General features: G+C 70.5%; 18 protein-coding genes and 1 riboswitch. Of the genes, 9 read left to right on the top strand and 9 right to left on the bottom strand.

The window, feature by feature from the left end; translation table 11 throughout:
• On the bottom strand, positions 1-2,770 hold a 2,770-nt coding region (locus tag ACFYWI_RS06590; RefSeq protein WP_389226090.1), incomplete at its 3' end, for an N-acetylmuramoyl-L-alanine amidase.
• 186 nt (positions 2,771-2,956) lie between these two features.
• Between ACFYWI_RS06590 and ACFYWI_RS06585 the strand changes: the two genes are divergently transcribed.
• Positions 2,957-4,303 carry a class II 3-deoxy-7-phosphoheptulonate synthase gene (locus ACFYWI_RS06585; protein WP_389226326.1) on the top strand — a complete coding sequence of 449 codons (1,347 nt, stop codon included), beginning with the start codon at positions 2,957-2,959 and terminating at the stop codon, positions 4,301-4,303.
• Between the two features lie 166 nt (positions 4,304-4,469).
• Complete coding sequence (locus ACFYWI_RS06580) at positions 4,470-4,727, top strand: bacterioferritin-associated ferredoxin (protein ID WP_389226087.1); 258 nt, start codon at positions 4,470-4,472, stop codon at positions 4,725-4,727.
• A gap of 11 nt (positions 4,728-4,738) precedes the next feature.
• Here ACFYWI_RS06580 and bfr read toward each other — a convergent pair whose 3' ends face one another.
• Positions 4,739-5,218: a bacterioferritin gene (gene bfr, locus ACFYWI_RS06575; protein ID WP_389226084.1), complete on the bottom strand. Its 480-nt coding sequence runs from the start codon at positions 5,216-5,218 to the stop codon at positions 4,739-4,741.
• 155 nt (positions 5,219-5,373) lie between these two features.
• Between bfr and ACFYWI_RS06570 the strand changes: the two genes are divergently transcribed.
• On the top strand, positions 5,374-6,006 hold the full coding sequence (locus ACFYWI_RS06570; RefSeq protein WP_389226081.1) for a sulfite oxidase-like oxidoreductase: 633 nt from the start codon (positions 5,374-5,376) through the stop codon (positions 6,004-6,006).
• A 67-nt stretch (positions 6,007-6,073) separates the two neighbouring features.
• On the opposite strand, the gene ACFYWI_RS06565 is transcribed toward ACFYWI_RS06570, so the two are convergent.
• The 5 genes from ACFYWI_RS06565 to thiO form a co-directional block, all read right to left on the bottom strand.
• Positions 6,074-6,922 (bottom strand): deoxyribonuclease IV, encoded by an 849-nt coding sequence (locus ACFYWI_RS06565; RefSeq protein ID WP_389226078.1) that lies wholly within the window; start codon positions 6,920-6,922, stop codon positions 6,074-6,076.
• Between the two features lie 5 nt (positions 6,923-6,927).
• Positions 6,928-8,886, bottom strand: a complete 1,959-nt coding sequence (pknB, locus tag ACFYWI_RS06560) for a Stk1 family PASTA domain-containing Ser/Thr kinase (RefSeq protein ID WP_389226075.1) — start codon at positions 8,884-8,886, stop codon at positions 6,928-6,930.
• Between the two features lie 173 nt (positions 8,887-9,059).
• Complete coding sequence (locus ACFYWI_RS06555) at positions 9,060-9,854, bottom strand: thiazole synthase (protein ID WP_389226073.1); 795 nt, start codon at positions 9,852-9,854, stop codon at positions 9,060-9,062.
• A gap of 5 nt (positions 9,855-9,859) precedes the next feature.
• The gene (gene thiS / locus ACFYWI_RS06550; protein WP_389226070.1) at positions 9,860-10,075 is read right to left on the bottom strand and encodes a sulfur carrier protein ThiS; all 216 of its coding nucleotides are present in this window, start codon (positions 10,073-10,075) and stop codon (positions 9,860-9,862) included.
• On the bottom strand, positions 10,072-11,229 hold the full coding sequence (thiO, locus tag ACFYWI_RS06545) for a glycine oxidase ThiO (protein WP_389226067.1): 1,158 nt from the start codon (positions 11,227-11,229) through the stop codon (positions 10,072-10,074). Before thiO ends, thiS begins: the two co-directional genes overlap by 4 nt.
• Positions 11,227-11,339: riboswitch (TPP riboswitch) on the bottom strand. Its footprint overlaps the gene before it by 3 nt.
• 51 nt (positions 11,340-11,390) lie before the next feature.
• Here thiO and ACFYWI_RS06540 point away from each other — a divergent pair.
• The 6 genes from ACFYWI_RS06540 to ACFYWI_RS06515 all read left to right on the top strand — a co-directional run bounded on the left by ACFYWI_RS06540 (position 11,391) and on the right by ACFYWI_RS06515 (position 16,060).
• Positions 11,391-11,744, top strand: a complete 354-nt coding sequence (locus tag ACFYWI_RS06540; RefSeq protein ID WP_389226064.1) for a hypothetical protein — start codon at positions 11,391-11,393, stop codon at positions 11,742-11,744.
• 28 nt (positions 11,745-11,772) lie between these two features.
• Positions 11,773-13,008, top strand: coding sequence for an NAD(P)/FAD-dependent oxidoreductase (locus ACFYWI_RS06535; protein WP_389226061.1), 1,236 nt, complete (start codon positions 11,773-11,775; stop codon positions 13,006-13,008).
• 44 nt (positions 13,009-13,052) lie between these two features.
• Positions 13,053-13,418: an Rv2175c family DNA-binding protein gene (locus ACFYWI_RS06530; RefSeq protein ID WP_389226058.1), complete on the top strand. Its 366-nt coding sequence runs from the start codon at positions 13,053-13,055 to the stop codon at positions 13,416-13,418.
• A 73-nt stretch (positions 13,419-13,491) separates the two neighbouring features.
• Positions 13,492-14,202, top strand: coding sequence for a thiamine phosphate synthase (gene thiE, locus ACFYWI_RS06525; RefSeq protein WP_389226055.1), 711 nt, complete (start codon positions 13,492-13,494; stop codon positions 14,200-14,202).
• 40 nt (positions 14,203-14,242) lie between these two features.
• Positions 14,243-15,160, top strand: a complete 918-nt coding sequence (gene metF / locus ACFYWI_RS06520) for a methylenetetrahydrofolate reductase [NAD(P)H] (protein ID WP_389226052.1) — start codon at positions 14,243-14,245, stop codon at positions 15,158-15,160.
• Positions 15,161-15,211: 51 nt separating this feature from the next.
• Positions 15,212-16,060: a hypothetical protein gene (locus ACFYWI_RS06515; RefSeq protein WP_389226049.1), complete on the top strand. Its 849-nt coding sequence runs from the start codon at positions 15,212-15,214 to the stop codon at positions 16,058-16,060.
• A 64-nt stretch (positions 16,061-16,124) separates the two neighbouring features.
• Here the strand turns inward: ACFYWI_RS06515 and ACFYWI_RS06510 are convergent, their stop codons facing one another.
• Entirely contained in the window at positions 16,125-17,621 is a 1,497-nt protein-coding gene (locus tag ACFYWI_RS06510; protein WP_389226046.1) for a phytoene desaturase family protein, read from the bottom strand.
• Between the two features lie 540 nt (positions 17,622-18,161).
• The gene (locus tag ACFYWI_RS06505; RefSeq protein ID WP_389226043.1) at positions 18,162-18,776 is read right to left on the bottom strand and encodes a TetR/AcrR family transcriptional regulator; all 615 of its coding nucleotides are present in this window, start codon (positions 18,774-18,776) and stop codon (positions 18,162-18,164) included.
• Positions 18,777-18,790 lie beyond the last annotated feature (14 nt).

Here is an 18,790-nt window from a genome sequence, read left to right as displayed (position 1 = left end):
TGGCGTTGCCGGTGCCCTTGTAGAGCCACAGGGCGCCGGACGGCTCGCGGGCGATCATGTCCGCCTTGCCGTCCTTGGTCAGGTCACCGGTACCGGTGAGCTTGTTGAACATCTGCCAGCCGGTGCCCACCTTGGTGCGGGCGGCGAACGGGGTGGTGGCGTTGCCGGTGCCCTTGTAGAGCCACAGGGCGCCGGACGGCTCGCGGGCGATCATGTCCGCCTTGCCGTCCTTGGTCAGGTCACCGGTACCGACCAGGGTGTTGTAGATCTGCCAGCCGGTGCCGATCTTGGTGCGGGCGGCGAACGGGGTGGTGGCGTTGCCGGTGCCCTTGTGGAGCCACAGGGAACCGGCCGTGTCGCGGGCGATCATGTCCGCCTTGGCATCCCCGGTCAGGTCACCCGTGCCGGTGAGGATGGTGAACCCACCCCACCCGGTGCCGACTTTCACACGCCCCCTGAAGGGCGCGTTCTTGTTGCCGCTCGCCCGGTAGTACCAGAGGGTCCCCGAGGTGTCGCGGGCCACCACGTCCCCGGTGCCGTCGGCACGCAGCGTCCCCAGATCGGTGATGGCGTTGTAGATCTGCCAGCCGCCGCCGACGCGGTAGCGGCTGTAGAACGGTGCCGTCGCGCTGCCGGTGCCCTGGTACTGGTACAGCGAGCCGCCGGAGTCCCGCCCGAGCGCGTTGAACCGGGTCGTGCCCGGGTCGGAGGCGGGGGTGGTGAGCGCCTGGACATCGCTCGCACTGACCCATGCGATGCGGTGGTTGAACCGGATCGGGTAGAAGGAGTTGGTCCCCTTGACCAGGGTGCGCGAGCCGGCGCCCGTGCCGTCGACGGTGCCGCCGTAGTAGTAGTCACCGGCGACCGCGGCACCTGCCTGGGTGTACTGCTGACCGGCCAGGACGCTGTATTTCGTCAGCGGGTCCGCGTTATTGTCCTGCACGGGGACCTCGGTCCCCGTGTAGGCCGCGTCCTCGGGGTAGGCCCGCCCGTAGACCTTGATCGAGGCCAGTCCCGCCTTCGGGGTCAGTACCGTCCTGGTGCCGGTGCCGACCGGGACGGTGAACTGGCCGCCCGGGTTGCGGAACCAGGCCTTCTTGCCGCCGTACCAGATGGCGGTCCAGTCGCTCGCCGCCTCGGCGACGACGTACTCGCCGCCCGCGACGAGCTTGTTGGCCCAGTTGGGGCCCTCGCTCCAGGTCTGGGTGCCCAGGTACGGGTCCTCCAGCGTGGCCGCACTGGTCGACGGTGAGACGTAGAGGTAGCCGAAGTTCGTGGGCTGGGTCCTGACCGCCGTCCCGCCGTAGGTCAGCTTCGGCTGGTTCGCGGAGGTGAACGGGGGCACGTAGCGGATCAGCTGGCCCGCCTTCAGCGGGCCGCCCGCGCCACCGGCGCCTGTCGGGGCGCCCAGCAGTGACATGTAGTGGTTCCAGTCCCAGAACGGGCCCGGGTCCCAGTGCTGGCCGCGCACCTTGGTGTCCAGGACGCCCGGTACGTCGTCGTGGCCGATGATGTGCCCGCGGTCCAGCGGGATGGCGTACGTGGCGGCGAGGAACTTCACCAGGGCCGCGGAGGACTCGTACTGCGGCTCGGTGTACCAGCTGCCCTCCTTGATCGCGTAGCCCTCGTGCTCCACGCCGATCGAGTGCATGTTGACGGTCTTGTTGCCCGCGTGCCATGCCTCGTTCTTGTTCTCCACCATCTGGGTGACCAGACCGTCGGAGGCGCGGATCAGATAGTGCGCGCTGGCGTAGGACGCCGGGTTCGTGAACACGGCGAGCGAGCCGTCGTAGCCGCCCTCCGTGTCGTGGATGGCGATGTAGCGAATGTCGTGACCGCCCGCGGGCCGGTCGGCGACGTTGTAGTTGCCGTAGTCGTCCGGGGCGCCGTTCGACTTGTAGGCGGCCGGGATGAAGTTGCAGTTCAGACCGGCCGGGCACTCGGGCACGGGGACCGCGGCGGTGCTCACGGCCGCTGCGGCCGGCGGCACCTTCGCCGGCTTGACCGGCTCGGTCGACGGGTCGGCCGGCAGGGTGAGCCGCTGCCCGTCCGCGGTGACACGGCTCTCACCGGTCCTGATCGACTCGAAGACGCGCTTCGCGAACAGTTCGGCGCCCTTCTTGTCGGGCGACTGGCTGAAACGGGCGACGGCGGGGTACCACTCGTCCGCCTCGTCCGGCAGCGAGCCCTGGGCCTCGCGCTGGTACTCGGCGAGCAGGGCGGCACCGGCGCGGATGCTCTGCCCGGAGTCGTCCTTGACGGACTCCTGCGGTGAGTCGATCAGCTCGGCGGCCCGGTCCAGCGTGTGCAGCCGTGGATCGTCGGTGTCGACCTCCTCCTTCGGCAGCATGCGCAGTGCGCGCTCGGCGTCGAAGTTCTTCTCGACGCTCGGGTCGCCGCTCCGGTTGAGGTGGGAGAGGCGTTCCTGCCTGTCCTCCTCCTCGACGTCCTCCGGGTCCACCTGGGTCAGACCCATCACGTTGTAGGCGCCGGTGGTGCTCGGCAGACCGTCGTGGGTCTCCCAGCGCGTCTGCCGGTACGAAACCGCCATCAGCACGCTCCGGGGTACGTCGAACTCCCGGGCGGCGGCGTCGAATTCGGCCTGCAGCTGCGCGCTGAGCGGCACGGCCTCCTCGTTGCTCCCCCCGGAGCCCAGGAAGCCGGGCGATGCCACGGCGACGGTGCCGGCGACGGCGGTGGCCACCACGGCCGCGGCCACTCCGTGGATGATCGATCTTTTCTTGCGGTTTCTCCGATGCTTCGGATTCAACGACCCACCCCTGGTCATTCCCACCCCTGGAAAAAGGCTGCCGACCGCGGCTTCCTGCCGGGTCGCAAGCGCCTGAGGCTACCACCGGTACATGACAACTTTTCAGCGGTTTCCGGGCGGACCGTCTCATTTACTGAGCGCCGACATGGACAGTCGCCGCGACCCCGTAGTGTTGACGACGTGACCGTGAACGCTAAGACCACCGCCATCGGTGGCAACACCTGGCGAAACCTGCCCGCGGCGCAGCAGCCCGAGTACCCCGATGCCGAGGCTCTGCGCGATGTGATCGCGGACCTCGAGTCGTATCCGCCGCTCGTCTTCGCGGGCGAGTGCGACCAGCTGCGCGCCCGGATGGGAGCCGTCGCCAGGGGCGAGGCGTTCCTGCTCCAGGGCGGCGACTGTGCCGAGGCTTTCGACGGCGTCTCCGCCGACCACATCCGTAACAAGCTCAAGACCCTGCTCCAGATGGGCGCCGTGCTCACGTACGCCGCGTCCGTGCCGGTCGTGAAGGTCGGCCGGATCGCGGGCCAGTACTCCAAGCCGCGCTCCAAGCCGACCGAGACCCGCGACGGCGTGACGCTCCCCACCTACCGGGGCGACTCCGTCAACGGCTTCGACTTCACCGAAGAGGCCCGCATCCCGGACCCCGAGCGCCTCAAGCGGATGTACCACGCGTCTGCCTCGACGCTCAACCTGGTGCGTGCCTTCACCACCGGCGGTTACGCCGACCTGCGACAGGTGCATGCCTGGAACCAGGACTTCGTGAAGTCGTCCCCGTCCGGTCAGCGCTACGAGCAGCTCGCCCGCGAGATCGACAACGCGCTGAACTTCATGAAGGCGTGCGGCACGGACCCGGCGGAGTTCCGCACGGTTGAGTTCTACGCCTCCCACGAGGCGCTGCTGATGGACTACGAGTCGGCGCTGACCCGGGTCGACTCCCGTACGGGCCATCTGTACGACGTCTCGGGCCACATGGTCTGGATCGGCGAGCGCACCCGCCAGCTGGACGGCGCGCACATCGAGTTCGCCTCGAAGATCCGCAACCCGATCGGGGTCAAGCTCGGCCCGACGACCACGGTCGACGAGGCGCTCACCTACATCGACCGCCTCGACCCCGACCGGGAGCCCGGCCGGCTGACCTTCATCGTCCGTATGGGCGCCGACAAGGTCCGGGACAAGCTCCCCGAGCTGGTCGAGAAGGTCACCGCCTCCGGTGCGACGGTGGCCTGGGTGACCGACCCGATGCACGGAAACACCTTCGAGGCCGCCTCCGGCCACAAGACCCGCCGCTTCGACGATGTGCTCGACGAGGTCAAGGGCTTCTTCGAGGTGCACAAGGCGCTGGGCACCCACCCGGGCGGCATCCATGTCGAGCTCACCGGTGACGACGTCACCGAGTGCGTGGGTGGCGGCGACGAGATCTTCGTCGACGATCTGCACCAGCGCTACGAGACGGCCTGCGACCCCCGGCTGAACCGCAGCCAGTCGCTGGACCTGGCCTTCCTGGTGGCGGAGATGTACCGCGACCAGTAGTGACGGATCAACAACAGTGGGGCGTGGATCGATGTGATCCACGCCCCACTGGCATATTCGGGGCTTTTACGTCCGCGAGGCGGCGGGTAAGGTTAGGTTAGCCTCACCGATCATCGGGACGGCGCCACTGACAGTTCTCGCTCATTCCCGCCGGGAGGTGAACCGCGTGTACGTCTGCTCGTGCTTCGGCATCACGGAGAAGCAGGTCAAGGAGCACGCGGAGGCGGGCGCCTGCACCCCCCGCCAGATCGCGTCCGTCTCCAAGGCCGGCACCGACTGCGGATCGTGTGTCCGCCGCATCCAGGGAATTCTCGGCCGTGGCGCGTGCCCCCGCCGGGAACTGCTCGACCAGGGCAGCGGCGCTGCCGTGCTCGCCGCCGACCCCGACCGCGCACCCGACTCCGGGCTTCGCGAAGCGGCCTAGCCGCCGGGTTCTCAGCCCTCCGGCTGCTCGATCAGCTGGGCGATGTACAGCGCCTCACCGAGCTTCTCGACCAGTTCCAGCTGGGTGTCGAGATAGTCGATGTGGTGCTCCTCGTCCGCCAGGATCGCCTCGAAGATGTTCGCGGACGTGATGTCGCCCTTGGCCCGCATGATCTCGATGCCCCGCCGGAGGCGGTCGATCGCCTCCACCTCGACCTGCCGGTCGGCCTGGAACATCTCGGTGACCGTCTGCCCGATGCGCACATGGAACAGGCGCTGGTAGTTCGGCAGACCCTCGAGGAAGAGAATGCGGTCGGTCAGCACCTCCGCGTGCTTCATCTCGTCGAAGGACTCGGCCCGGGTGTACTTGGCGAGCTTCGTCCAGCCGAAGTTCTCCTGCATCTTCGCGTGCAGGAAGTACTGGTTGATCGCGGTCAATTCTGCAGTCAGCTGCTCATTGAGAAACTCGATGACCTCGGGGTCGCCCTGCATCGCAGAGGCTCCTTCCGCGCGTGTGGCTGGGGCAGGTGCGCGCATCCTCGCACCGCCGCCGGGGGCAGTCCAGTAAGTGCATGCTTAGTGCGAGTTGTCCGAATCGGCTCCGGCCTGGTCATGACCACCCTTCCCCGTCTGTCACCATTGAAGGCATGGGTCAGCCGGAAAGCCGGGAATACCGCGCATCACAGGAGCCCGGGCTTCCGCCGGGACAGCGACTGCAGCGGGGCTGGCCGGTCACTCACTACGGACCCGTACCCAAGTTCAAGCCGGATCGCTGGGAGTTCAGGGTCTTCGGCGCCACCGCCGACGGTGACAAGCACTGCTGGAACCACGAGGAATTCTCGGCGCTGCCCTTCTCCACCGTTGTCGCCGATCTGCACTGCGTCACGAAATTCAGCATGCTGGGGGCCGAATGGGGCGGGGTGCCCGCCCGTACGATCGTGGAACTCGCGCCGCCCGCGCAGGCCGTCACCCATGTCATGGTCTGGGCCGAGTACGGCTTCAGCGCCAATCTGCGGCTGGCCGATTTCCTCTCGGAACGGACCATGTTCGCCACCCACAAGGACGGTGAACTGCTCACCGCCGAGCACGGTTTTCCGCTGCGGCTCGTGGTGCCGCACCTGTACGCCTGGAAGGGGCCCAAATGGGTCCGGGGTGTGGAGTACATGACCGCCGACCGCCGCGGCTTCTGGGAGGAGCGCGGCTATCACAACCTCGGCGATCCGTGGCGGGAGCAGCGCTACTCCTACCAGGAGGAGCCGGGCGACGGCCCCGAGCTGTAGCGGTTCCCCGGGACCGGCGCCGGCAGTGCGCCGGCACGGACCTCAGGGCTACCTCACCGGGGCGGCATCAGCGCAGCTTCTTCAGCCGCGCCACATCCGCCGTATGCCCTTCCTTGCCGCCGGGGGTCTCGATGATCAACGGAACACCCTCGGTCGCCGGGTGGGACATCAGGGCCCGGAACGGCTCCTCGCCGATATGGCCCGCGCCGATGTTCGCGTGACGGTCCTTGTGCGCCCCGACGACGTCCTTCGAATCATTGGCGTGGACCAGCTTCAGCCGCCCCGCGCCGACGGTCTCCACCAGCTGATCCAGGGTCCGGTGCATTCCGTCGGGCCCGGTCAGATCGTGACCGGCGGCGAAGATGTGGCAGGTGTCCAGACAGACGCCCAGCTTGGGGTGCCGGTCGAGGGCCTCGAAGTACGGACCGAAGTCCGCTGCCTCGGAGCAGAGCGAGAAGCCCTGGCCTGCGGTCGACTCCAGCAGCAGGAACGGGTCGTCGTCGTGCGTCAGCTCGTCCAGCAGCGGCAGCATCCGCTCCCGTATCTGCGCCAGCGCCACCTCGCGGGAGCGGCCCCCGGTCGCCGACCCGGTGTGCACCACCACGCCCAGCGCACCGATCTCCCGCCCCCGGCGCAGGGAGTGCCGCAGTGAGTCGACGGACCTGTCGACCGTGGCCTCGGTGTGCGAGCCGAAGTTGATCAGATACGGGGCATGGACCCACGCCGACATCCCGTCGGCGGCGCACTCGGCACGGAACGTCTCGTCCTGTGCCGGGTTGCCGGTGGGCGTTGCCCAGCCGCGCGGGTTGGCGACGAAGACCTGTACGGTCTCGGCCTCCAGCTCCCGGGCATAGGCGAGTCCGGTCGTGGCCAGGCCGCCGGCCACGGGTACATGGCCGCCGACGGGATTGCGCATCAGGATTACAGTCCCTTGGTCTTGATCGTGATCGTGCTGCCCTCGGGGGCCTGGTCGCCGGCCGCGACGGACTGGCTGTCGACCTCGTCCCCGAGGAACGGGAAGTTCTTCTCGACCTTCACCTCGAAGCCCGCCGACTCCAGCTCGGCCGTCGCGTCGTCCACGTTGTCACCGACGACATCGGGGACCTCGATCATCCGCGGGCCCTTGGAGACGGTCAGCGTGACGGTGTCACCACGGGCCAGCTGGGTGCCCTCGCCCGCCGACTGCCGGGCGACCGAGCCCGCGTCCTCGGCGGAGTGGATCTGCTCGTCGGCGACCCTGACCTCGAGTCCGGCGTCCTCGAGCTCGCTGGTGGCGCTCTCGACCGACTCGCCGGTCACATCCGGCACGTCGATCGGAGGGCCCTTGCTGACCACCAGGGCGACCGCTGTGTCGGGGCTGCGGCCGCTCCCGGCGCCCGGGTCCGAACTGATCACCGAGCCCTGAGCGACGTCGCCGTCGAACCGTTCGGTGACCATGCCGGGCGCCAGACCGAGCTTGCGCAGCTCGCGCCGGGCCTCGGCGAGCGGCCTGCCCTTCAGCTCGGGGACCTTCACGATCTCCGGGCCGCGCGAGACGACGATCGTCACCGAGCCGTTGCCCCGGATGCGCTCACGGCTGGCCGGGTCGGTCGTGATGACCGTGCCCCGCCTGGCCGTCTCGCTGAAGTCGTAGCGGACCTTCTTCACCTCGAGCCCGGCCTTGCCGAGCGCCTGCCTGGCGTCCCTCTCGCTCTTGCCGATCAGGGAGGGGACCTCGGTGAACTGCCCCGAGTTGATGTACCAGACGCCCGTACCCACGCCGAGGACCAGCAGCACCGCGACGACCGCGGCCAGCACACCGCGCCGGGGGACGGCGGGCAGGGCGGGTCGGCCCCGCCGGAGCGGTGGCTCGGACGGCTGCATCGCCAGCCGGGCGGTGTGGTGGACCACAGGCTCCTCGCGCGGTGGCACCCGCGGGATCACGCTTGTCAGGTCCTCGGAGGACGCGGGGGTCGACTCATGCCCGTCCTCGCTCGTGCCGGGCGCCGGGCGGTCCTCGGTACGGGCCCGAGGTGGCATCGCGTCCAGCTGCTCGTCGCCGAGCGCCGCCCGGCCCTGGCGGACCTGGGCAAGCAGCGCCACCGCGTCGTACGGGCGCACGTCGGGGTTACGGGCCGTGGCGCTCGCCACCAGTTCGTCGAGTTCGACGGCGAGCCCGGGGAAGCGGACGGAGGGCGCCGGAACGTCCTCGTTGAGATGCTGGAACAGCACCTGGGCAGGGGTGTCACCGGCATGCGGCTTGACCCCGGTCAGCATCTCGTAGAGGACGACCCCGCAGGCGTAGACATCCGCGCGGGTGTCGGCCGTGCCGTGCTCGATCTGCTCGGGAGCCAGATACGAGACCGTACCGAGGACCGTGCCGGAGGTGTTCGTCACCGAGCCGACGGCCCGTACGAGACCGAAGTCCGCGACCTTCACCCGTCCGTCGTCACCTATCAGCACGTTCTCGGGCTTCATGTCCCGGTGCACGAACCCTGCCAGGTGCGCGGCGCCGAGCGCCGCGAGCACGGGCTCCAGGATGTCGAGGGCGGCCCGCGGCTGGAGCGCCCCGCGCTCACGCAGTACATCGCGCAGGGTGCAGCCGGCCACGTACTCCATCGCCAGATAGACGTACGCGCCCTCGGCCCCTTGGTCGAAAACCCCCACCACATTGGGGTGCGCCAGCCGCGCCACCGACTTGGCCTCGCGGATGAAGCGCTCCACGAAGGAGGCGTCGGTGGCGAGGGCGGGATGCATCACCTTGAGCGCGAGCACGCGGTCGAGGCGGGTGTCGACGGCCCGGTAGACCGTGGCCATGCCGCCGACGGCGATGCGCTCATCGACTCGGTAGCGGCCGTCGAGCACCTGCCCGACGAGGGGGTCCTGAAGGGTCGTATCCACGCCGCTGAGTCTACGAGCCGTGACGGACAGGGGCTCACGGGTCGGTCAGGTCCGCAGCGGTACTGAAGCCGAGCTGTGACAGCGGGTGTGGCTTTCCTCACGCTTGCCCCTGCCCCGCCGGGCATGGGGCCACCGGTGGGGAAACGGCCGCGGGCCGGCGCCCCGCCCGAGTCTCAGAACGCCGGCCGCTCCGGGTCCAGGACCGCGCGGCCCTCGTCGGGCGACGACGGATGGGCGAAGTGACGGCGCGGAATACGGCCCGCCCGCCGGGCCAGACGCCCCGCCTCCACCGCGTGCCGCATCGCCTCGGCCATCAGCACCGGCTCCTGCGCGCGTGTGACCGCCGAGGCGAGCATCACCGCCGCGCATCCCAGCTCCATCGCCAGCGCCGCGTCCGACGCCGTGCCCGCGCCCGCGTCGAGCACCACCGGGACCCGTGCCTGGTCGACGATCAGCTGGAAGTTGTGCGGATTGCGGATGCCGAGACCGGATCCGATCGGCGAGCCCAGCGGCATGATCGCCGCGCAGCCCACGTCCTCGAGCTTGCGGGCAAGCACCGGATCGTCGTTGGTGTACGGCAGCACCGTGAAGCCGTCGTCGACCAGGATCTCGGCCGCGTCCAGCAGCTCGATGGGATCGGGCAGCAGGGTGCGCTCGTCCGCGACCACCTCGAGCTTGATCCAGTCGGTGCCGAGGGCCTCCCTGGCGAGGCGCGCCGTGAGCACCGCCTCACCGGCGGTGAAACAGCCCGCCGTGTTCGGCAGTACCTGGATGCCGAGCCTGGTCAGGACGGACAGCACCGAGCCCTGGACGGCCGGGTCCAGGCGGCGCATCGCGACGGTGGTGAGCTCGGTGCCGCTCGCGACCAGGGAGCGTTCGAGCACGTCGAGGCTGGGCGCACCGCCCGTGCCCATGATCAGGCGTGAGGTGAAGGTGGTGCCGCCGATGGTGAGACGGTCGTCGGCCATGGCGGTCAGCCTCCCTGCACGGCGGTGAGGACCTCGACGCGGTCGCCGTCGCCGAGCCGGGTGCCGGCCCACCGGCTGCGCGGGACGACACTCTCGTTGACGGCGGCGGCGATGCCGGACGGGGCCGCCGTCAGCGTGGTGACCAGCGCCTCCAGGGTGGTGCCCGCGGCGAGCTCGCGTGTCTCGCCGTTGACGCGGATGTTCAGTACGCACCTGTTCATGCGACCTGCTCCTGGGGGACGGCGGAGAAGCGGAGGGGGGTGAAGGGGCGGGCCTCGTCGGGCAGTTCGCCGGTCGCCAGGACGGCGGAGAGCACATCGCCGGTCACGGGCGTGAGCAGCACCCCGTTGCGGTGGTGGCCGGTGGCCAGCAGCAGCCCGGGCAGCGCGGTGGGGCCCAGCAGCGGCGCGTTGTCGGGGGAACCGGGGCGCAGCCCGGCACGTGTCTCGGTGAGCGGCAGCTCGGTGATTCCCGGCACCAGTTCGTGCGCGTCGCGCAGCAGCTCGTACACCCCGCCCGCGGTGACCGTGATGTCCCAGCCGAGTTCCTCGCTGGTCGCGCCGACCACCAGCTCGCCGTTCTCGCGCGGCACCAGGTAGACGTGGCTGCCGCGCACGACGGCACGCACGGTGCGTGACAGGAACGGTGCGTACGGGCGGGGCACGGTCAGCCGCAGCACCTGGCCCTTCACCGGCCGCACCGGTGGCAGCACCTCGTCGGGTACGCCGTCGAGCCGGCCGCTCAGGCTGCCTCCGGCCAGTACCACCTGGCCCGCGGCACTCTCCCCGCCGTCGGCGAGCACCGCTCCCGTGGCCCTTCCGCCCGCCACGACGAGCCGCTGCGCCCAGGTGCGGCGCAGCTCCACTCCGGCCCGTTCGCAGGCCACGACCAGCGCGCCGGCCAGCCGCCGCGGGTCGACCTGGTGGTCGCCGTCGACCCGCAGGCCGCCGCGTACGCCGGGCGCGAGCATGGGCTCCAGACGGCGGCATTCACGGCCCGTCAGCCACTCCGACTCCAGGCCCGACCGGCGCTGCAGGGCGTGCAGTTCCCGCAGATGCGCGCGGTCGTCGGCGTCGAGCGCGACGGCGAGTGTGCCGCAGGCCCGGTAGCCGAGCCGCTCGCCGCTGGCGTCCTGGAGCTCGGCCACGAACGCGGGGTAGCGGCGGGCGGATTCGAGATTGAGGGCGAGCAGGGTCTGCTCTCCGTAGTGGAGTTCGGTGACGGCGGCGAGCATGCCGGCCGCGACCTGTGCGGCTCCGCCGCCGGGATCGGGATCCGCGACGGTCACGCGCAGCCCGCGCTGCGCCGCACGCCAGGCCGTGACCAGGCCGATGATTCCGCCCCCGATGACGAGGACGTCTGGTGAACGAGACATGGGCGTCCAGCCCCTCCCTTCGCCGGCATGACCCGGATCAGGTTCGTACGGTCGGAGGCCGGCCAGCCTCCCTCTCAGCCCGGTGCGTCCGGACTCCCGCGAGTGCCTTACGGTGGCCACCCTAACGCCACGTCCCAACGCGCAGTAAGGGAGCCGCAGCTGTGGCAAGGTCGCTCGACGGACTCGTGCTGGCACCCGTGGCGGGCCAGTCCCCGGGCCAGGTCGGCACCCGGACCCGGTTCACGTACCACGAGGAACAGGGCCGGATCTGGGCCGAGTACGAGGGCGGTGACGTGGTCCACGGGCGCCTGGTGGGTACCAGGGAGGGCGACCGGCTGGACTTCCGTTATGTGCAGCTGAAGACCGATGGCGGAACGTCGTCGGGGCACTGTGTCTCGACCGTCCTCGAGCTGGCGGACGGGCGGGTCCGGCTCGAGGAGTCGTGGGAGTGGGAGTCGCAGGAGGGCAGCGGGACGAGTGCTGTCGAGCAGGTCCCGCCGCGAGAACCTTCCTGACGAATCGTCAGGTACGTAAGGTTGCCGGGTGAGCGAACAGCAGCAGACAGCCCAGGGCGTACGGCGCGTGGTGGTCGTCGGCGCGGGCATGGCAGGCGTCCAGACCGCGGTGGCCCTGCGCGAGGCGGGCTTCACCGGCCCGGTCACCCTCATCGGCGCCGAACCCCACCAGCCCTACGACAGGCCCCCGCTCTCCAAGGCGGTCCTGCTCGGCACGGCCGAGGGCTCGGCCTTCGACATCGACTTCGAGGCGCTCGACGTCGAGCTGCTCCTCGGCGTGGAGGTGACCGGCGTACGCCCTGCGGCGCACGAACTGGACACGGCCGACGGGCCGGTTCCGTACGACGTCCTGGTGCTGGCCACGGGCGCGGTGCCGATCACTCTCCCCGGCACCGAGGGTGTGCCCGGGGTGCATCTGCTGCGCACCCTCGACGACGCGGCCCGGCTGCGTCCCGTCCTCGCCGAGCAGCACCGGATCGTGGTCGTGGGTGCCGGATGGATCGGCGCGGAGTTCGCGACCGCCGCCCATGAGGCAGGCTGCGAGGTCACCGTCCTCGAAGCGGCCGAGCGGCCGCTGGCCGGTGCGTTGCCCGCGGAGGTGGCCGCCCCGATGGCCGAGTGGTACGCCGGGTACGGCGTCGAACTGCTCACCGGCGCGCGCGTGGCCGCGGTCGAGCCGGGCTCGGTCGTGCTGAGCGACAAGCACCGTATTCCGGCCGGCGCGGTCGTCGTCGGTATCGGCGCCCGCCCGGCCACCGGCGTGCTCGCGGACTCGGGCATCGCACTCGGCCCGGACGGCGCGGTCGAGGCCGACCGGTTTCTGCGCACGTCCGTGCCCGATGTGTACGCCGTCGGGGACTGTGCCTCCTTCCCGTCCGGCCGCTACGGCGAGCGGCTGCTGGTGCACCACTGGGACAACGCGCTCCAGGGCCCCCGTACGGTCGCCGCCAACGTCATGGCCGACGCACTGGGCGGCGAGCCGGAGGTCTACGACCCGGTGCCGTACTTCTGGTCCGAGCAGTTCGGCCGCCTCGTGCAGTACGCGGGCCACCACGCCGCGGCCGACACGCTGCTGTGGCGCGGCGACCCGGTCCAGGACACCTGGTCGGTGCTGTGGCTGCGCGACGGTGCGCTGGTCGCGCTGCTCGCCGTCGGCAGGGCCCGGGATCTCGCGCAGGGACGCAAGCTCATCCAGTCCGGCGCGCGCCTCGATCCGGAGCGGGCCGCCGACCCGTCCGTACCTCTGAAGGCGGCAGCCGGATAGCGTCCGGGTACCGACTGTCCGTCGCGGATGGCAGGCTTGTCCCTGTGACCGAGATTGACGCAAAGATCGATGCCCTCGTCCCCGCCTGGCTCTACCTGCCGGACATCGCGGAAATGCTCGATGTCGAGGTGACGCGCGTGCGGCAGTTGGTCAAGGAGGGCCAGCTGATCGCCGTGCGCCGTGGTGAGAACCGGGCACTGCAGGTGCCGGCCGCCTTCATCGACGGCACGAAGGTCGTCAAGGGTCTGTCCGGGACCCTGACCCTGCTGAGGGACGACGGCTTCTCCGACGAAGAGATGCTGGAGTGGCTTTTCACTCCGGACCCGACCCTGCCGGGCACACCCGCCCAGGCACTCGGGGAGAATCGCGGCACGGAGGTGAAGCGCCGGGCCCAGGCGCTCGCCGTCTGATCCGATCCGCACACAACGGTGTGCGGACCGGCCGTTCCGGTCCGCACACCGCACATCCATGGGGGAACTGCTCATGTCCGCCGCACGCGCACTGCTGTCCGACGCCCGGCTGTATCTGTGCACGGACGCGCGCAAGCGCCAGGGCGACCTTCCCGCCTTCCTGGACGCGGTGCTGTCGAGCGGCGTGGACATCGTGCAGCTGCGCGACAAGGGCATGGAAGCGGGCGAGGAACTGGAGCACCTGCGGGTGTTCGCCGACGCCTGCCGCCGGCACGGCAAGCTCCTCGCGGTGAACGACCGCGCCGACGTCGCGCACGCCATCGGCTCGCAGGTGCTGCACCTCGGACAGGGCGATCTCCCCGTCCGGGCCGCACGGGCGATCCTCGGCGACGAGGTGCTCATAGGCCGTTCCACGCACGCCGAGTCCGAGGTGGACGCGGCCGCGGCCGAGCCCGGCGTGGACTACTTCTGCACCGGCCCCTGCTGGCCCACCCCGACCAAGCCCGGCCGGTATGCCCCTGGTCTCGGTCTGGTGCGGTACGCGGCGGCGTTGCACGGCGACCGCCCCTGGTTCGCCATCGGCGGGATCGACGCGGTCAACCTCGACGAGGTGATGGACGCGGGGGCGCGCAGGATCGTGGTCGTACGAGCGATCACCGAGGCGGAGGATCCGGCCGCGGCGACGGCGGATCTCGCCGAGCGGATCAGGTCCCGGAGCGTGCACCTGTCCACGGAGTGTCCGATGGGTGGACAGGAGTCGGACAAAACCGGCATATTTCCCTGATTCTGTTGGGTGACCCGCGAGCCGTGGCTAACCTGCCGGTATGGCCCTCGGAACAGCTTCGACCAGGACGGATCGCGCACTCACCGTGCGCGAGCTGCTCGCGACCGGCAAAACTTCCTACTCGTTCGAGTTCTGGGCGCCCAAAACGGAAAAGGGCGAGCGGAACCTGTGGAACGCGCTGCGCAGGGTCGAGGCGGTGGCTCCGAACTTCGTCTCCGTGACCTACGGGGCCGGCGGCTCCACCAGGGCCGGCACGGTCAAGGCGACCGAGCAGATCGCCGCGGACACCACCCTCACCCCGGTCGCACACCTCACCGCGGTGAACCACTCCATCGCCGAGCTGCGCAACATGATCGGCCAGTACGCCGACGCCGGGATCCGCAACATCCTCGCCGTCCGGGGCGACCCGCCCGGCGACCCGAGGGGCGAGTGGGTCAAGCACCCCGACGGCGTTCGGTACGCCGCCGAACTGGTCCGGCTGATCAAGGAGTCCGGCGACTTCTGCGTGGGCGTCGCCGCATTCCCCGAGATGCACCCGCGCTCGAGCGACTGGGACGAGGACATCCGGCACTTCGTGGACAAGTGCCGGGCCGGCGCCGACTACGCGATCACCCAGATGTTCTTCCGCCCCGAGGACTATCTGAGCCTGCGTGACCGGGTCACGGCCGCCGGTTGCGAGACCCCGATCATCCCCGAGATCATGCCGGTCACCAGCGCCAGACAACTCGAACGGTTCGCCGAGCTCAGCAACGCCTCGTTCCCGCCCGAGCTGAAAGACAGGATCCTCTCCGTCAAGGACGATCCGGCCGCTGTACGCTCCATTGGCATCGAGTTCGCGACGGAGTTCTGCGCAAGGCTGCTCAGCGAGGGTGTCCCCGGACTGCACTTCATTACCCTCAACAACTCCACGGCGACGCTCGAAATCTACGAGAATCTCGGACTGCACGAGCAGTCGTGACCGGCCGTACCCGTCCCGTATCGGGACAGCGGCCGCATGAGAGGGGCGGGCATGGGCTGGACGGTCCTCTATATCGCGTTCGGCATCGTCGCGCTGTGGCTGCTGGGTGAGGTGCTGCTGCAGTACAAGGCGCGGCTGCGCTGGCGCCTGCTCGCCTTCGGTGGATTCCTCTGCGTGGTCCTCGGTGTGCTCATGCCCTCGGTCGTGGTCATCGCGCTGGGCGCGATCGCGTTCGCGGTCGGCCAGACCTATGTGACGCTGTCGTTCCGCCGCGGCTTCTCGACCGGCTGGGCGCTGGGCGGCAGCCCGGGTGCCAGCAGGCGCCGTAAGTCGGGCCCGAGGGACGCCGGCGCCGTGCGCGAGCCCACGCTGGAGGTCTCGGACCTCTCGTACGAGCCGGCCGAGCAGATGGACCCGATGCTCTCGACGGAACCGGCCGAGCCGGAGGTCTACGAGCCCCAGCCACTGCCGGAGGACACCGGCCAGTACGGGATATACGCGGACGCGGGTTCCGGGCCCGAGCATGACCGCAGCGAGAACTACGCCCAGTACGGCGGGGGGTACGCGGCCTACGACGCGTACGCGGACTACGGACAGCAGCAGCAACAGCCGGCGGCCCAGTACGACTACGGGAACGGGCAGCAGCAGTACGCCACGTACGCGGACCCCTATGGGGGCGGCCAGCAGTACGCCGCCTACGGCACGTACGACAGTTACGGTGGCCAGCAGCAGTACGCGACGGCCGACCCGTACGCCCAGCAGACGTACAACGAAACGCCTCCGGGCGGTGTGTGGGTGCCGCAGCAGCGGGACGACGAGTACATCCCTCCGATGCCGCAGGAACAGCCGTCGCAGTACGGCTACGACCAGGGCTACGACGAGCAGCAGTACCGCTACTGAGCGACCGCCGCCCTCGAGACGCCTGCGTGCGGCAGCCCGACGCGCGCCGACCGCGCTGACCGGGCTACTGCGAGCCGCGGAAGTCCGCGCCCTCCACGATCAGTCCCGCGACCAGCGCACCCGACATGCCCGCGTGGGCCAGGCCGCCGCCGGGGTGGGACCAGCCGCCCGCGAAGTACAGACCGGGCACGGAGGAACCGTTGCCCGCGGGCAGGAAGGCCCCGCCCGCGCCCGCCAGGGCAGGGGCGGAAACCTCGAACGCCCCGGTGTCATGGCGGATGTCCGCCGGCGTGCGCACCTCGCTCCAGAGGATCCGGCCGCGCAGGCCCGGCACCGCCGCTTCCGCCGCCTCGGCCATGCGGTCCCCGAACTCGCCCGCCGCAGCAGCCCAGGACTGCCCGGACGGCACCCGACCCGCCACCGTGGCCGTCAGCGTGATCGTCTCGTGCGCGTCGTCGGGGCGCAGCAGCGGATCGTCGGGGCGCAGCACGGTCACCGTCGGCCGAGCGCACAACCGGCCGGCGGTGATCGCGTCCCACTCGGCCGCGGAGTCCGCCGTGTGGACCACCGTGCGGTGCACCGCGTCCGAGGGGCGAGCGCCCCGCAGCGCCAGCAACACCGTGACCCGGCCGGTCCGCACGCCCGACTGCCACTCGGGCCACTGGTCCTGAGGGACCCAGGGCACGATCCCGTCACGGAAGAGCGCGGGCACCGGGGCTCCGGCGACCACCAGGTCCGCCTCCACCGTGCTGCCGTTGTCCAGCTCGAGGCCCACCGCGCGGCCGTCCTTCTCCAGCACCTGTGTCACCGCGGCGCCGAAGACGAACTCCACCTTCCGGGCCACGCACCGCTCGTACACCGCGTCCGCGAGCGCCCGGATGCCGCCCTTCACATACCAGCTGCCGAAAGTCTGCTCCATGTAGGGAAGGACGGCGGCGGAGGCGGGCGCCGAACGCGGATCGAGTCCGTACGCGAGGGCGTGGCTCTCCAGCAGCGCGGCCAGGCGCGGATCGCGCAGTTCCCGGCTGCCGACCTCGTGGAGCGTGCGGGCGGTGCGCCGCAACAGGCCCTGGCGCAGCGCCGGATAGGGGTCCCGGCCCAGTGGTGACCGGTCGGCGGGCAGCGGCTCCTCGAGCAGCGGCCGGCGCGAGCGGTCCCACGCGTCCCGGGCGCGGCCCAGGAACTCGCCCCACCGCCCGCCCGCGCCCGCCCCCAGCGCCGTGTCCAGCGCGGAGACAATGCCGGACCGCGACACGTTCGGCAGCAGGACGTCGGTGCCGTCGGCGAACAGATGGCGGCTCGCCGGGTCGACCTGGACGAGCTCGACGCACTGCTCGAGCGGCTCCTTGCCGGTCTTGACGAACAAGTCCCGCCAGACGGCGGGCAGATGCAGCAGACCAGGCCCGGTGTCGAAGCGGAAGCCGTCGCGCTCGAAGCGGCCCACCGCACCGCCGTGGGCCGCCGAGCGCTCGTACACCGTCACCCGGTGGCCTGCCACGGCCAGCCGGGCAGCCGCCGCCATCGCGCCCATCCCGGCGCCGATCACCGCAATCCGTGCCATGTCCGCGACCTTACCCGGGCCGTGGTTCACCAGGCCGGGGGCGTTGGTGTTGCTGTCCGGTGGAGGGCTTCCACCGGGCTGACGGCATTGCGCGGGCCGTGGTCCACCGGGGGCGTTGAGTACGGAAACGGACGTGCTGGTGACCAGCCCCCGTACCCCACGGCTGGGGATGAGCGCGGAGGGCTGAGTACCCGTACCTAGGAGGAGAGATGAGTATGCGCACGGATGGGGTCCCACCTGCGCAGAAGGAAGAGTGGAGACCACGGAAGGGGCGCGGCGCCCGTACCGCCGGCACGGGGCGGCGGAACGGCGCGGCTCCCCTGCCGCAACGGGGTGCACGACGGAGAGCTCACGACCGCGGGGGACAGCGGGGGACCGGGCTCTTCGGGCCACGGGGGACCAGGGGAACGGGGCGAGGGGAACGGGGGAGCGGGAAAACGGGGAAACGCGCCGGTCCGGCGAGGCTCGGAGGAATCGAGCCTTCACCGGACCGGCGCACTCGTGTTTCGTGCGGATGCGGGTGTGCTTGAGACAGCCGGCTCAGTCCCGGCGGCCGCTCACCCGCCCGTGCAGCAGCAGCGACAGCGCCCCGTGCACATCGTCCAGCGACCGTTCCCGCTGGAACGCCTGCCAGTCCAGCGCCGCCACCAGCACCATCCCGACCAGCGCCGCGGCCGTGAGCGGAACGTCGATCTCCTCGCTCAGCTCTCCGCGCTCGACGCCCTCCCGCAGCACCGTCTCGACGACGGCCACCGCCTCCTGCCGAACGACGAGCAGCGTCGACTGCCAGGCCCGGTTGGTCCGCCACAGCTCGGCGACGTACAGCTGGGTGAAAGCCGGGTAGCGGCCGATGAAGACCAGACCGGCCCGGATCATCGCGTCCAGCGCCTCGACCTTCGTGCCGCCGCGCTGCTCCGTCTCATCGGCGGCCTCCCGCAGTGAGGCGGTCAGCAAACCGACGCCGTAGCGCAGCAGCTCCTCGAAGAGCTCGGTCTTGCTCTTGAAGTTGTAGTAGACCGTGCCCTTCGCGACCCCGGCGCGCTCGGCGATCTCGTCCACCGTGGTGGCGGAGAATCCCTGCTCGGCGATGAGGGTGACCGCCGCCTCGTAGAGCTTGTCCCGAGAGCTCCGGCGTCTGGTGCTGCTGCTGTCCATGAGACCGATTCTCA

It is taken from the genome of Streptomyces sp. NPDC002889 (assembly GCF_042888425.1).
Taxonomy (GTDB): domain Bacteria; phylum Actinomycetota; class Actinomycetes; order Streptomycetales; family Streptomycetaceae; genus Streptomyces.
This window is presented reverse-complemented; position numbering and strand designations above follow the sequence as displayed.